Below are 14,714 nucleotides of genomic sequence, written 5' to 3'. Positions count from 1 at the left end.
TAGATCATTTTGAATAAGTTGAAGACGGAACTAATTCAAAATGATCCATTTATTATCTGTTACATATCCATTTTATCTCACCAGATTTATCCTGATAATCGATATCTACTTCAAAATCTTGCTTTTCATAGAAATGCACGAGACGCTCTACATGGTCCCAATCTCTTTCTGCAATGTCACCTGTAATCTCAGGAATATTTTGTTCGACTGCAAGCTCCTTTAGGTAATCCATGCAAATGGAACCATAGCCTTTATCCGCTGGACCTTTAATATCACCAATATGAATCGTTTTGTCTTCAGTATAGGTTGCTTGGATGGAAAAATCCCATTGCCCATTGTAGGAGCTTTCGCAATCACTTAACATGATTTTACAAGATTGGCTGTCTTCTGGTGTATAGACAATAACTAGTTTATCGTCTTTAGTATGGTCAACACCTAATACCTTGCTCTTTTTGGCAATTTCTTTTAGATTATCTTGCAGGCGAAATACCTGGAATTCTAATTCTTCTAACTCCTTCTTTATTTCCCCAGAGCTGCGTGAATCTTTTTCAAGTAATTGATAAAACATAATAAACTCCATTCTTCTATTTTTTCACATTGCTATACTTGTTGTTGATTTTCGCAATAGGCTCCTGCTTTTATGTAACTGGTTCGGATCCTTTATATCAACATGACAGCCAATTATTTATGACTTTTTCATAGCTGGTGAATTTTGCAGCAAACAGTCTAATATTATACAGGATATGTTATTTTTTTCAATTTGTTTCAAAATATCAATTGAGTAATTTATTGTTTTGCCATCTTTAGGAAAAATATCCCTTAAGATATACGGCTATTAACCTATACCAAAAATAAAATTTGGTCCTTAGGACCTTTTTTTTATTGGTTCTTATATAATATGCTTATTTTAAGGAAAATTGTATGATTTTGTCGGTTGCTTGGAAAAAGAAGGATTGGAAGCCTATTAAAATCTTTTTGGAGAAAGTTCACGTACTGTTGGAGGGGAAGGAATGATTGAAGAACACACGAGATATTCTCGTCTTGCCCAAACTACTAAGCTTATAAATACAAAATTAGAGTTACAAGAAGTGTTAGAACACGTTGTGACTGCCATTTCTGATGAAATATTTCGCTGTGATTCCGTAGGGATTTATTTGCCGCAAGGAGATGGAACATATCGTGGTTATGTAGGCAAACCGGATGTTATAAATGGAATGACTCTTAACATGATGGTCATAAATCCGGAAACTGACTTATTAGCTAAAGAGGTTCTTGAAACAAAAGAAAGCATTTATATTCCTGATACCTCAAAAGATCCCAGGCCAGACCCAGGTCCTATAAAGGCATTTAAAATTAATTCTTTATTCGTTTTACCGATTAATTATGAAGATGAGGTATATGGTCTTGTCTTTCTATTTAATCACGGTTTTCGTATGAATTTAACAAAAGCTGAAATTCAATCAGTAGAAGCATATGTAAATATGGCTGCTGTTGCCATTCGTAATACGAAAAATTTAACGAGAAAAGAGAATCTAATCTCAGAAAAACAATTATTATTAGATGTTACAAGAGAACTTTCCTTATGCTCAACCATGAATGAGGTTCTTGATAAATGCTTCTATTATGTTGGCAGGGTATTAAAGAATACAAACATTGGAGCGCATTTATTAGATCCGGTTGCTGGTAAACTGTTAAAGCCTGTAAGCTTAAGCAAGGAAAGTGATTGGACGGAAGAAGCCTGGAAGAAGACACATAGCATCATTAGAATTGATCAAACGACAGATCGCTTGTTTCAAGAAGTGATTAGAACGAAACAGGCTGTGTTAATTCCAGATGTAAGTTCAGATCCTCGTCCGAATCATAAGGCTTGTCGAACGTTTGGGATTAAAGGGGTGCTTATGCTTCCTATTGTTACGATGGGAGAGATATTAGGTCTTTTAGCCATTGTTAATTTAGATAAAAAAAATCATATATATCCACATGCTGATATCCAATTGGCGCAATCAATTGTAGAAGCGACTGCAGCAGTATTATCAAATATCGTTTATATGGAAAAACAGGAGCTAATCATAAAGGAACGGACGATGGAGCTAACTGAGAAAAATCAGGAGCTTGAGGATGTGATAGGTGAATTGCAACGCTTAAGTCGTGAAAAAGAGTTAATTTTAAACTCTGCTGGTGATGGCATTGTTGGGTTGGATATGGAAGGGAATATCACATTCTGCAATCCTGCAGCTAAAACGATTTTAGGTTATATATCGGAAGACTTAATCGGTAAATCTTACAGATCCTTTTATTCTTTTGAAAATTTTCATCAGGCTTCCTTTCTTAAAGGCCCAGAAAAAAATACCATTTATACGGATGAAACTTTTATTCGTAAGGACGGAACAGAATTTCCGGCTGAGTATGCGATTACTTCAATTAATGAGAAGAATCAAATAATTGGTTATGTCGTTACCTTTAAAGATATCACCGTACGAAAACAGATGGAAGAAAAAATAAACTACCATGCTTATTATGATAGTTTAACAAATTTACCTAATCGCCTTTTATTACATGACCGTTTAAATCAAGGCTTGGCTTATGCGCAGCTCCATAGGGAACAGCTGGCGGTTTTATTTCTTGATTTGGATCGTTTTAAAACAATTAATGACACCTTAGGACATAGTTATGGAGATCTTCTGCTTCAAAAGGTTGCTGAACGTTTAAATGAATGTGCATATAAAGGATGTACCGTTTCTCGTCAAGGTGGAGATGAATTTACAATTATTCTACCAATTGTCAGATGTGAGAATGAAGTGAGGACTTTTTCGGAACGAGTCATTGCTGCGTTTGAAGATCCGTTTGATTTAAAAGGGAATGAAGTCTTTGTAAAAACCAGTATCGGGATTAGCATGTATCCCCAAGATGGTGAAGATGCGGAGGATTTAATTAAAAAAGCTGACACTGCTATGTATAAAGCGAAGGAATTAGCAGGAAATGACTATCAATTTTACACATCCGCAATGGATCATCGTTCACTTGAACATGTAAAACTTGAAAATTCCTTATATAAAGCATTGGATTTAAATGAACTGCAAATTTATTATCAGCCCCAGTATGATATAAAGAATAATCAGATTTTTGGTGTTGAGGCGCTGCTCCGTTGGGATCATCGTACAAAGGGGATGATTTCGCCAGGGGAATTTATTCCTCTTGCAGAGGAAACAGGGTTAATTGTTCCAATTGGTGAATGGGTGCTTAGAAATGCTTGCAAGCAAATAAAAGAATGGCAATTACAAGGATATCCTGATATTAAAGTTTCAGTAAATGTTTCAGCCCAACAATTTAACAAACCTAATTTTGTCAATATGGTAAAAGAGGTCATTGAAGAGACGGAGTTATCACCTCAATATTTAGAATTAGAGCTAACTGAAAATTTAATCATCCAAAATACGGAAGAGACCCTTCATAAAATGTCAAGATTAAAAGATTTAGGGATTAAAATATCGATAGATGATTTTGGTACAGGCTATTCCTCTTTAGGTTATTTGAAAAATTTCCCGATAAACACCCTGAAGATTGATCGTTCGTTCATCAATGAAGTTTGCCACGACCCTAAAAATGCTGCGATCACCAATACCATTATTACGCTTGCCCATAATTTAAATCTCCATGTCATTGCAGAAGGCGTAGAGACGATCGAACAAATTGAATTCTTATCTTCAAATAACTGCTACCGTATACAGGGGTATTATTATTCACGCCCAATTAAGCCTGATGATTTAGTAGCAAACTATTTTTAATAGGTTTATATAGATGCGAGATTCAATCTAATAAACAGGAGGCGTTAATAGTGAAAGCAATACGTGCAGTACTGAATTATTTGAAAAGTGGCGGAGTGAAATATGTCTTTGGGATTCCGGCAGGTTCTGTAAATGCCCTTTTTGATGAACTATATGATATGCCGGAAATTACACCGGTAGTGACAAAACATGAGGGTGCCGCTTCATATATGGCGGCTTCCTATGCAAAGTATTCAAAATCATTAAGTGTTTGTATTGGTTGCAGCGGCCCTGGCGGTACGAACTTAGTTACAGGTGCTGCAAATGCCATGCGTGAGCATTTACCAATCTTATTTATAACGGGTGCTGTTCCAGTTCAAACAAAAGGCCTTAATGCATCACAGGAGCTTAATGCCCAACCAATTTATGAGACTGTCACCAAATACAGTGCAACTGTAGAAAAATCTGCAGAGTTGCTGGAAACGATTGTGAAAGCAGTGGAGATTGCATTAAGCGGGATACCGGGACCTGTTCATGTTGCCATTCCTATTAATATTCAGCTTGATTTGATTGAAGATGCAGAAATTCCGGCGTTTCCAAATGTAACGAAACATGAGCCTGATTTAACTGCAATACTTAAAGCGGCGGATCAACTCATCAACCAAAAGGATGGAATCATCTTTATCGGACAAGGAGCAAGGGAAGCAGTTGATGAAGTGATTGAATTAGCAGAGTTAGTAAATATGCCGATAGTGACAACCCCGCAAGCAAAAGGGCTAATCAGGGATGAACATCCATTATTTAAGGGAGTATTTGGCTTTGCGGGTCATGAGCAAGCATCAAGATTAATTAATGAGGGTCACGGAGAAACGCTGCTTGTCATTGGTTCAAGTCTTGGTGAAACGGCAACAAATAATTGGAATATTAATCTGACAAAAAATCGTTATTCTATTCAAGTGGACATTGATCAGTCTGTATTTAACCGAAAGTACCAGGTAGATCTCCCGATTTTTGGGGATGCAGGTCTTAGTATAAAGGCTCTTATTGCTGAAGTGAAAAAAAGGGTGACAGATAGACATCTTTATTTTCCAAAAGTAGAGACTTTTATTGATGATGAGGAAAAGAAGGAGTTTAATACACAAAATGTTTTAAGTGCTTTGCAAACTCTGCTGCCTGACACAACGCGATACACTGTAGATATTGGCGAGTTTATGTCCTATGTCATCCATTATATGAAAGTAAAAGCCCCTCATACATTTGATATCAATGTTCATTTTGGTGCCATGGGAACGGGAATAGGTTCTGCAATAGGAAGTAAGCTTGCTGAGCCCGAACGTGATGTGATATGTATTACAGGGGATGGGTGCTTTTTTATGCACGGAATGGAAATATTGACGGCAAAAGAGTATCAGCTTCCGATCATATTTGTTGTGATGAATAATGCCCGTTTGGGAATGGTCTATCATGGGCATAACCTCCAATATCAACGCTCGCATGCTTGCTTTGAACAGCAACCTGTTAATATTTCTGCTATGGCAGAGTCACTTGGTATTCGATCCGCTCGAATCCAACAATTAGAGGATATTAATCCGCTTCTTATTGAATATCTTCGTGCAGATGGCGGACCAGCTGTTTTAGAGGTTGAGTTGGTCGATCAAAACATACCGCCAATGGGAGACAGAGTAAAATTTCTTTCGTCATTTGGGAAATAATAAATTTACTATGAGGTCACTTTCTTGAGGCTGTCAAGGTCTGACCCCTACATAAACACTATTATATTTGATTTCTTACTCTATTAAATCTTATATATATTGTGTTAGAGGGGTCTGGCCTTTTTATTTTTGAGGGAACCTTTTTTCCTAGGAAACATTAATTATTCTTACTATACCTTTAACTGGTGCCTTTTTGTGGCTTTGTGATAAGCTCTGCCTCAATGATGTAGCGCTGTGGCGCAGGACCGATGAAACTAAAAGGATAGCAGGTTGTTAATGTTAAAGTGCTCCTTGGTTTAGGAACAATGACGGTTCTATCATCTTTATCAACGATTCGTATTTTTTTGATTTTGTAAAGATAATTTGTTCCAGATCTATGAACGATCACTTTATCGCCTTGTTCTAATTGCTCCAATTTACGGAAAAAGGTATCTCTATGTCCGGCTAATACAGAGTTGCTTTCTTCTCCAGGCAATGCTGTGCCTTTAACATGGCCAATCCCTTTTCTTAAAATGGTTTCATTATCGCCGTGAAAGATCGCAAAATTTTGCTTAAGTTTTGGGATGGAGAGGGTTCCGATTGTTTCTCCTTCCTCTGGCATAGGAGCGGCAACAGGCAGAAAAGGATCCCCATTTTTTGGAGAGGCAATATAGGATTTCTCAATTGTAATATCATTGGTCGAGCGCATCCCTATCCATATCCAATAAGCATGGTAACTAAATAAGCTTAAGCCGAACAATAGAACAATAATGGAGAGGTAAGGTAAAGTGCGTCTTATCAATTACTTAACCTGTAGAATTTTCTCGAGAAATGGAGTCCGATAAAACCTAATCCAATCGCTATTAGACCATAAAGCATGTTTGTCCATAGAGATGATGCTGTGTCAGGTAAACGATTATGGAGCTGTGTCGTAAGTTCACCTGCTAAATCTCCAACCTCAGCAAATTCGATACCTGAATTCACGATAAAATCAGAGGTTAGCATATCTTCAGATAGCTGCATATCTAAAAGCAATTCGCCATTTGTATTATAAAGCTGAACCAATAACTCATTCCCATATAATTCTTCCATACCCATTAGTTCTTTAAAGGTAACTGCTGTTTCGACTCCATTTCTATCTACCAAATAAAAGCGAGGATCAAGTTGTAAAATATTCATCATGTCTTGTAAAACGGAAATAAGCTCATCCTGCTGTGCTTCTGTTAACTTTGTTGTATCTTCAATCATCAAGAAAGGATCCAATCGAGTGATGATATTTTCCATTTCCTGCTCTAGTTGTTTTTCATCAAGATTCATAAAATGAGTAAAAAGGGAATCCATTTCTGCCTCAGTTAAACCGATTAATGCCAAAAACTCTTCAAGGTCAGCCATTTCTTCATCATGACCTAAATAAAAGCTTAGGGCAATATCAAGGTCTTCAATGAAATAATAATCTTCAAGATTCTCGCCAAACTCTGCTAATAACTGATCTAGGTCTGCTCTTGTAATTTCGTATTGGGCAAGCAGCTCGGCTAAATTTTCGTCGTTAATAGGTGTACCTAACATACTTTTAAGATCATCAATCGTTTCAAAATCATCGATTGTTAGCTCATAGTAGTCAAGATATTCCGTTAAATCTTCATTTGTCCAACCTAGTTCAGCAAGCACTTGGTCCACCTCATTTTGAGGAGGTGCTGCAAAGGCAGACTGATTCATGACAAAGAATAAGATAAGACTTAAAAAGATACCTTTTTTCATGTGTTTTCCTCCAGGTTTGTAAGTTATTGATCATGTTGGTATTATTTGTGGTTATTTCCTTTTTATTCAGAGGATTTTGCTTGAAAAAAGACCTTTAAGCAGACAACTTTCCAATTGTTTGTTTCCGGCATAATAAGAAATTATTCCTAATTTTTGTTTAATGGAGGGATTTGAATGGGATTTATTATAGGTGCCGTAAAACCTCATCATGCCCATCTAATTGTCGCAAAAACATCTGTTAGTCATAATCATTTTCACATAATTAACAGTTTTACAAGATCTGTAAATGGTAATAGCTTTGATCGGCATTTTCATCTGTTCAGAGGAGTTACATCATATGACAACAAGCATTTTCATCGTTTTTATGGGAAAACAGGACCTGCAATTCCACTGCCTGATGGCAGTCATTACCATGTGTTTGAAGGGGAGACGTATGTAAACCTCGATGAACCGCTAAAAATTACTTTAGGAGAGCAAGAGGAAATGGATGCACTTTATCCGAAACATAATCATCGGTTTAGCGGGAAAACTTCTGATATTGTAGGGGAGGATCCTTTTGTGAACGGTAAATCTACCATGAATAAAAGCAGTGGATTTAAATAACATCGCACTGCTTTTATAGAATTTTTTGTATGATTAATTAGTCGCTTCCGATTAAAAAATATGGTTCAGCTCAAAATAGAATAGTATAAGTTTATCTATCATTGTTATCGATAAATGGCAGAGCCGCCTTCGACAAACTCCTGAGACTTTACTCTCATACCCTTATTAATTTCTTCTTCTGAGAAATTCTCTTCAAATGACATTTGTCTAATGTCTTGTGAGATTCTCATCGAACAAAATTTTGGACCGCACATTGAGCAGAAGTGAGCGGTTTTTGCTCCCTCTGCAGGCAATGTTTCGTCATGGTATTCTCTTGCTCTTTCAGGATCCAGTGAAAGATTGAATTGGTCATGCCATCTAAACTCAAAGCGTGCTTTTGACAGAGCGTCATCTCGAGTTTGTGCTCCTGGATGACCTTTTGCCAAATCAGCAGCGTGTGCTGCAATTTTATAGGCGATAACTCCTTCGCGTACATCCTCTTTGTTTGGCAAACCTAGATGTTCTTTTGGTGTAACATAGCAAAGCATTGCTGTGCCAAACCAGCCAATCATAGCAGCGCCGATCGCAGATGTAATATGGTCATAGCCTGGAGCGATATCAGTTGTTAATGGCCCTAATGTATAGAATGGAGCGTTTTTACAAATTTCTTGTTGTTTTTCAACATTTTCTTTAATTAAATGCATTGGGACATGGCCGGGTCCTTCAATCATGACCTGTACATCATATTTCCAAGCAATCTCTGTTAGTTCACCTAACGTTTCAAGCTCGCTGAATTGTGCTTCGTCATTAGCATCTGCTATAGAACCAGGTCGTAAACCATCTCCCAAAGAAATGGAAATATCATATTTTGCAAGAATTTCGCAGATTTCATGAAAATGTGTGTATAAGAAATTTTCTTGGTGATGGGCGAGGCACCATTGCGCCAAAATTGATCCGCCTCGTGAAACAATTCCTGTTGTCCGCTTAGCAGTCAGCGGGATATATCTGAGCAGAACACCAGCATGAATCGTAAAATAATCCACACCCTGTTCAGCCTGTTCGATCAATGTATCGCGATAAACTTCCCATGTTAAATCTTCGGCTATGCCATTGACCTTTTCTAAAGCTTGATAAATTGGAACAGTACCAACAGGAACAGGGGAGTTACGGATGATCCATTCCCTCGTTGTGTGAATGTCCTTACCAGTCGATAAGTCCATTATTGTATCTGCTCCCCATCGTGTTGCCCAAGTCATTTTTTCTACTTCTTCTTCAATTGATGAGGATACAGCAGAATTTCCAATATTGGCGTTGATTTTCACATGGAAGTTCTTGCCGATGATCATTGGTTCGCTTTCCGGGTGGTTGATATTTGCAGGGATAATCGCTCGTCCTGCAGCTACCTCCTGGCGGACAAATTCAGCATCCATCTGTTCTCTTATCGCAATAAACTCCATTTCTGGAGTGATGATTCCGCCGCGTGCATAGTGTAGCTGGGTCACTCTTTTTCCATCCTTTGCTTTTAATGGCTTAATACCTTGTGATGGAAATACCTCGATATCGGATTGTTTGCTTACGGTTTTATAACCGTTATCCTCTGGCTTAACGGTACGCCCTGCATAGCCTTCAACATCGTTGCGTGCCAAAATCCAGTTTTCTCTGACTCTTTGCAGGCCTTTTCGAATATCGATTTCGGCATTCTCATCCGTATAGGGACCGCTGGTATCATACACTTTGATTGGGGGATTTGACTCTTCACCATATGAATTCTTTGTTATTCCTTGAGAAATTTCTCTAACGGGTACTTGGATATCTGTTGTGCTTCCTTGGACATAAACCTTTTTACTTCCTGGAAATGGTTGTTTGATGTTAATCTTCATAATTCTCCTCCTCTAGATAAATGAACAAGAATTCTTTCAGATCACAGCTGAAGGCAAATAAAAAACGGGCTCTGAATATCAGAACCCGATTAATGAAGGTAATAATTGTAAGGTGTTTATATGAGAAGAACTCCTTATCAACTGTTACTACTTCCCTACGCTGGTATCATCCAGATCAGGTTCAAAGGGTCAAGGAACTTCAAACGCGTTCCTCTCTCAGTCCAGGCTATTGGACTCCCCTAGTAGAAATTGGTAATACTATTAAAATCAGTTTTAACTATATCATAATGTAAAAACTAGTCAATCATTATTTTATTCTGAATTCGATTTGATTATTTTGGACTAGTTCAATTGTGAAGGAAATTATAAAATTCTTTTAATGTGGATAAACGATTCGACATGCTGAACCGAGGAAACACTTTCTATCATGAACATCTATATGCTCTAGTCTGACCAAGTCGTTTGCTCTTTTGATGCTTGTTTTGAAAGTAATTGATTATATAGCTTTATTAAGCGTTTTTTCCATTCAAGTGACAATTCATTTATAGAGAGAATTGTTTCAATTTGCGAGAGATCCTGTTTATGAAAATATGTATGGTGAATGTGTGCGATCGACACTTGCTTAGGATGCTTTTCAAGCAGTTTTATGTCAGATTGGACAGTGATAGTCCCTTCTTTAAGCACACGAAAAAAATAGCCCGTAAAGCCCATTTCGATCATTTTATTTAGAATTGTGTTAATGTTAGTATGTTTGTTGATTGTTGCACACGGAAACCGGCCCTGTGCAACCTGTAAAACGGCATCACCGATTTGATACACATCACCAATACAAACATTAGCTTCCAGCATCCCTTTGGCGGTAAGATTCTCACCAAAAGCTGCTTTTCGTAATGTTGTTTGGTAGGTGCTTTCCCAATATTTGTAGTGTTCATAAGGATATAAACATACAACTCGATCAGCTCCGCCGTGAAATTCGTGGTTTTCTACATCATCACCAGAAACACGCTCAAAATTACATTTAAAGCATTCAACTTGGTCTTTTGAGATACCTGATCGATATTCTCTTCCTTTATGAAATAAGGTTTTTGGTTTTCCTTTACTTAACCAGATGATTTCATTCTTCATTTCTTCACATCCAATTCCAATGGTTCAAAACAAAGGGTCAGTCCCAAATAAGTTGTGAGTCAGACCCTATTTAATCAATATCATAGGTGTATTTAATCATACTAATATTTTTTTCAAATACGTTTTTTTGATCTTCACTCATTTTTATATTTAATAGCTGATCTAGGTTTTGGCTTGCAATTAATGTTGGATGCGAGTCTATCCCATTTTCTTTTGCGATGATAAACATTCTTTTTCGATATTCTTCGATAACTGCATCAATTGATTCCATAAAACCACCTCGCATTAGGCTTTACTAGGTGGAAAAGTCCTAGTACTTCTATTATCGGATATTTTTTCCTATTGTAAAGTATTTAGGATGTTTTTTTCTGATTTTTATAAAAAATTGAGTAAAAAATACTATATTTTGTGTTTGGGTAAACGGAGAGATGATATATTTTGTGGTGAAACGTTTTAATAAACTTTGTGTTTAAACAAGTTTAATTAAAAATTTAAATGTGATAATGGGCTCGCAAAACTTTTACAATATTCTTATGAAACTATTGATAAGCTTATTTTTTCTGAAATTTAGTAAGTGAAGACCTATTTCTCGGAGAACTTTGTGAGGAAAGGGTGAACACTGCAGCACAAAAGAGGAGAGGGATGCTGCAGCATTACATTAATTTCTGCCTTTGCCAAATCTGAACTGAGCATTTAATTGACCTTGAAGCATTTTTTTCTTTACATCTGCCTCGCTTTCACGCTGTTTTTCTTTTAACCTCATTTCCTTTAATATTTCAGTCGTTTGAACACCATCCTCGCGCTTATTAGCAATATCCATTAATGTCTCAATATCGTTAAATGAGTATTTTCTTGTACCTCGGTCATTCCGATACGGAGCAATTAATTTCCGTTCCTCATAATAACGTATTTGTCTCAAGGTGAGCCCGGTTAATTCGCTAACTGTCCCAATTGATATTACCTTCTTATCCTTATAAGAGCGGTCTTGCTGATTCATTCTTCCACCCCTTGTTCAAGAAACTTATTGCTTCAAGTGTAACTTTATATGTGAGATTTTGCCTTATTTTTGTCAGGAAATCTAACATGATTTATCAGATGTAAGGAATATGTTAGGTTTCTTTACATTTAAAATATATAATAAAGGTGGAGAAATAACAACAAAAAATTGAGAATATTTCAAATTATTAATTATGTGAAAGAAAAAAATTATAATGCTTTTGCTTGAGGACTTCTTAGTTGGTTCAAAAGCTGGTGGGAAAGGCTGAGTAAGAAAGATTGTGAAAATAAACATGTTACATCTTCGAACATATTTGATTTTAGGTTGTATACGGTTAGAATGTTCATGACTGAATCATCCATAATAGCCATGTATAATTGCTGATGCTTAGGCTCTGTTAAATTTAAAAAATAAATCTTTGTCGCCTTACCGTGATCCTTTTTGGCTACTACTCTTATATTCACTAGTTTCAACTCCTTTAAAAGTTAAAAACTAGTGTCGACATTTTTTCAATTGTTTAAACAACTTCAAACAAACTTAATAACTCGAAAGAAAATCTTAACATTAAGTTAACTCTTCGCTAACAATTATAAGGTAAGTTAGAGGTAGAAAATAATAAATGGAGTTGAACGCCATGAGCAGAATGTTGCAAAATGCTCTGGATGAGCAAAGAAAATATTACTCTCAAAAATTACTTGCAATCGGTGTATATGATGTCCAAGTATTGACGAACATGACTTTAACTGAATTAAAGAATGAATATAATTATTTTTATCATAATGTCCCCAAAGTAACACGAAAAAAAGCAACATCTAGCAGAAATGCAATTTAACTTTGGAGGAGTCTGCTATTAGTAAATGCTTCCTTTACAAGCGGGTAATTGGTAAAATACAGGTAATAGCTTAAGGGCAAAATCAAATGGATTTTGTCCTTTTAATCATAATGTTTAGGTGATTTTGGCTATGCCGTTTAGTTCAGAATTTTAGCAGCTGTTAATTGAGATGCTGAGTTTCTGCCGGGAAAAATAAAAACTTAATAAGAGGGAAGAATAGCCATTAAGAGTGTTTAAAGAGCAGGTGGTTATTATGAAGAAAAAAATATTCGAGATTCTTAAGCAAATTGAAATAGAAAAAGATATTAAAATAGTATATGCATGTGAAGCAGGATCTAGGGCATGGGGGTACTCCGATGAGAACAGTGATTATGATGTTCGTTTTATTTATATTCATCGCCCATGTTGGTATTTAAAGATTGATCATCATAGGGACGTTATAGAATTACCTGTTAATGAAATTCTGGATGTGAATGGGTGGGATCTGCAAAAATGCCTAAAGTTATATCGAAAATCGAACCCATCCCTCTTAGAATATATATATAGTCCTTTGCAGTACATGCACGGTTTCTCAACCGTTGAAAGATTAAGAAAACATACACATAATATTTTCTCGCAGAAAGCATGTTTATATCACTATCTTCATATGGCTGAAAAAAACACTAAAAAACAAATGGTAAGCAATGAAGTAAAATATTATATAAATATACTTAGACCGTTGCTCGCAGCAAGGTGGATCGAAACTTATAAAGAATTTCCTCCTGTGGATTTAGCCAAACTTATTGAGAATACTGCATTAGAGCAACTTATAAAAGAAGAAATAGCATCAATCTTTACTAAAAAAAGAAGTGGGGAGAAGAAAGTTACTAATATTTCATTACTTCAAGAATTTTTTGAAAGTGAGATTAACCGCTTAGATGAATATACTAAAAATCTATATGAAACCATTGAAAATTCGACTGCTTTGTTAAATGGAATTTTTTTAGATACTTTGTATGAAGTATGGGGGATGAAGCTTTACTAATGGCTGCATAACTATTAAAGATTGCAGCAAGAGACCCAATCCAATCCTAACTTTTATCTAAAATCTAAACTGGCAATTAAACACCGCTCCAAGATTCAAATAAAGCAAAAAAGATAATTGGGGAAGACTGCTTGAAACACTTGGTAAAGGGTTGTCATCCAATGCAGGCGAAACATAAGGTCGTGGCGTTTAAACGAGATAAGTTTCGCTAATCATCTTTGAGGGTGGAAACCATCCTCATTTATTAAAGTCTCATTTTATTATTATTTTCAAATTATTATAGTTAAAAACCTTCAAATATTTTAAAATTCATAGTAAAATAAAATTTGCACTAAATAAATTTAATGGTTTTAATGGCAAAAAGTTTATCTTTGAATAATTTTGAATACAAGAGGGCGATGGAATGAGATCATACACGGAAGAAGAATTACAAAATGCGTTAGATTTGTTTCGAGTTTTTGCAAGGGCTTTCAAAAGCGTCTCAGAGCATTCTATACGTGATAGTAAGGAACATGGGTTTAACCCGACAGAGTTTGCTGTATTAGAATTACTTTTTACAAGGGGACCGCAAAAACTGCAGCAAATTGGTTCAAGGCTATTATTAGTAAGCGGCAATGTTACATATGTCATTGATAAGCTTGAGAAGAACGAATTTATTTACAGAGAACAAGATCCAAAGGATAAACGTTCTGTTTATGCAAAACTAACGGAAAAAGGTCAAGCATACATGGATGAGATCTATCCAATTCACGCAATTCGTATGGCCCGGGCATTTTCCGGTCTGACTGATGAAGAGCAAAAAGAATTGAAAGCGCTATTAAAAAAGGCGGGTATTCATAGTCAACATTTGTTATTTAGGTAGATTCATAGAAAAGTATGAAGGGGAATGCTTTTCTAATAAAGAGGAGCCGTCTCAAAATTCTTTTTGAGACGGCTCTTTAAGTGCGCCCAGCATGGGTGTAATCTATAGGGTGAAAGTCCCGAACTGTGAAGACAGAAGTAACAGTTAGCCTAACACAAGGGTGTCTATGGTGACATGGAATCTGAAGGAAGTGAGCGGC

At 36.2% G+C, this 14,714-nt stretch carries 14 protein-coding genes and 1 riboswitch; of the genes, 6 read left to right on the top strand and 8 right to left on the bottom strand.

What is annotated here, in order from left to right; genetic code table 11:
- Nucleotides 1-52 precede the first annotated feature (52 nt).
- Nucleotides 53-568, bottom strand: coding sequence for a hypothetical protein (locus WQ54_RS00070; protein ID WP_046510431.1), 516 nt, complete (start codon nt 566-568; stop codon nt 53-55).
- 442 nt (nt 569-1,010) lie between these two features.
- On the opposite strand from WQ54_RS00070, the gene WQ54_RS00065 reads away from it, so the two are divergent.
- Nucleotides 1,011-3,785 (top strand): EAL domain-containing protein, encoded by a 2,775-nt coding sequence (locus WQ54_RS00065; protein ID WP_046510429.1) that lies wholly within the window; start codon nt 1,011-1,013, stop codon nt 3,783-3,785.
- A 50-nt stretch (nt 3,786-3,835) separates the two neighbouring features.
- Nucleotides 3,836-5,476 carry a thiamine pyrophosphate-binding protein gene (locus WQ54_RS00060; RefSeq protein WP_046510428.1) on the top strand — a complete coding sequence of 547 codons (1,641 nt, stop codon included), beginning with the start codon at nt 3,836-3,838 and terminating at the stop codon, nt 5,474-5,476.
- Nucleotides 5,477-5,654: 178 nt separating this feature from the next.
- Here the strand turns inward: WQ54_RS00060 and WQ54_RS00055 are convergent, their stop codons facing one another.
- Together WQ54_RS00055 and WQ54_RS00050 are read right to left on the bottom strand one after the other, a co-directional pair.
- The gene (locus WQ54_RS00055) at nt 5,655-6,164 is read right to left on the bottom strand and encodes a class D sortase (protein WP_052737599.1); all 510 of its coding nucleotides are present in this window, start codon (nt 6,162-6,164) and stop codon (nt 5,655-5,657) included.
- Between the two features lie 89 nt (nt 6,165-6,253).
- Nucleotides 6,254-7,213 carry a processed acidic surface protein gene (locus WQ54_RS00050; RefSeq protein WP_046510424.1) on the bottom strand — a complete coding sequence of 320 codons (960 nt, stop codon included), beginning with the start codon at nt 7,211-7,213 and terminating at the stop codon, nt 6,254-6,256.
- 174 nt (nt 7,214-7,387) lie between these two features.
- Here WQ54_RS00050 and WQ54_RS00045 point away from each other — a divergent pair, with 174 nt between their 5' ends.
- Nucleotides 7,388-7,816 (top strand): YmaF family protein, encoded by a 429-nt coding sequence (locus WQ54_RS00045; protein WP_046510422.1) that lies wholly within the window; start codon nt 7,388-7,390, stop codon nt 7,814-7,816.
- A 104-nt stretch (nt 7,817-7,920) separates the two neighbouring features.
- Here WQ54_RS00045 and thiC read toward each other — a convergent pair whose 3' ends face one another.
- From thiC to WQ54_RS00020, 5 genes are all read right to left on the bottom strand, one after another.
- Complete coding sequence (gene thiC / locus WQ54_RS00040) at nt 7,921-9,675, bottom strand: phosphomethylpyrimidine synthase ThiC (RefSeq protein ID WP_046510420.1); 1,755 nt, start codon at nt 9,673-9,675, stop codon at nt 7,921-7,923.
- Nucleotides 9,676-9,810: 135 nt separating this feature from the next.
- Nucleotides 9,811-9,926, bottom strand: a riboswitch (TPP riboswitch).
- Nucleotides 9,927-10,119: 193 nt separating this feature from the next.
- On the bottom strand, nt 10,120-10,800 hold the full coding sequence (locus tag WQ54_RS00035) for an MOSC domain-containing protein (protein WP_046510419.1): 681 nt from the start codon (nt 10,798-10,800) through the stop codon (nt 10,120-10,122).
- 70 nt (nt 10,801-10,870) lie between these two features.
- Nucleotides 10,871-11,071: an aspartyl-phosphate phosphatase Spo0E family protein gene (locus WQ54_RS00030; RefSeq protein WP_046510417.1), complete on the bottom strand. Its 201-nt coding sequence runs from the start codon at nt 11,069-11,071 to the stop codon at nt 10,871-10,873.
- A 387-nt stretch (nt 11,072-11,458) separates the two neighbouring features.
- Nucleotides 11,459-11,797 carry a MerR family transcriptional regulator gene (locus tag WQ54_RS00025; protein ID WP_046510415.1) on the bottom strand — a complete coding sequence of 113 codons (339 nt, stop codon included), beginning with the start codon at nt 11,795-11,797 and terminating at the stop codon, nt 11,459-11,461.
- Nucleotides 11,798-12,006: 209 nt separating this feature from the next.
- The gene (locus WQ54_RS00020) at nt 12,007-12,261 is read right to left on the bottom strand and encodes a hypothetical protein (RefSeq protein ID WP_046510414.1); all 255 of its coding nucleotides are present in this window, start codon (nt 12,259-12,261) and stop codon (nt 12,007-12,009) included.
- Nucleotides 12,262-12,431: 170 nt separating this feature from the next.
- Here WQ54_RS00020 and WQ54_RS00015 point away from each other — a divergent pair, with 170 nt between their 5' ends.
- The 3 genes from WQ54_RS00015 to WQ54_RS00005 all read left to right on the top strand — a co-directional run bounded on the left by WQ54_RS00015 (nt 12,432) and on the right by WQ54_RS00005 (nt 14,515).
- Nucleotides 12,432-12,629 (top strand): Fur-regulated basic protein FbpA, encoded by a 198-nt coding sequence (locus WQ54_RS00015; protein WP_046510412.1) that lies wholly within the window; start codon nt 12,432-12,434, stop codon nt 12,627-12,629.
- Between the two features lie 253 nt (nt 12,630-12,882).
- Complete coding sequence (locus tag WQ54_RS00010) at nt 12,883-13,653, top strand: nucleotidyltransferase domain-containing protein (protein ID WP_046510410.1); 771 nt, start codon at nt 12,883-12,885, stop codon at nt 13,651-13,653.
- Nucleotides 13,654-14,056: 403 nt separating this feature from the next.
- Entirely contained in the window at nt 14,057-14,515 is a 459-nt protein-coding gene (locus WQ54_RS00005) for a MarR family winged helix-turn-helix transcriptional regulator (RefSeq protein ID WP_046510408.1), read from the top strand.
- Nucleotides 14,516-14,714 lie beyond the last annotated feature (199 nt).

Origin of the sequence: Bacillus sp. SA1-12, assembly GCF_000981385.1 — a bacterium.
Classification (GTDB): domain Bacteria; phylum Bacillota; class Bacilli; order Bacillales; family Bacillaceae; genus Metabacillus.
This window is presented reverse-complemented; position numbering and strand designations above follow the sequence as displayed.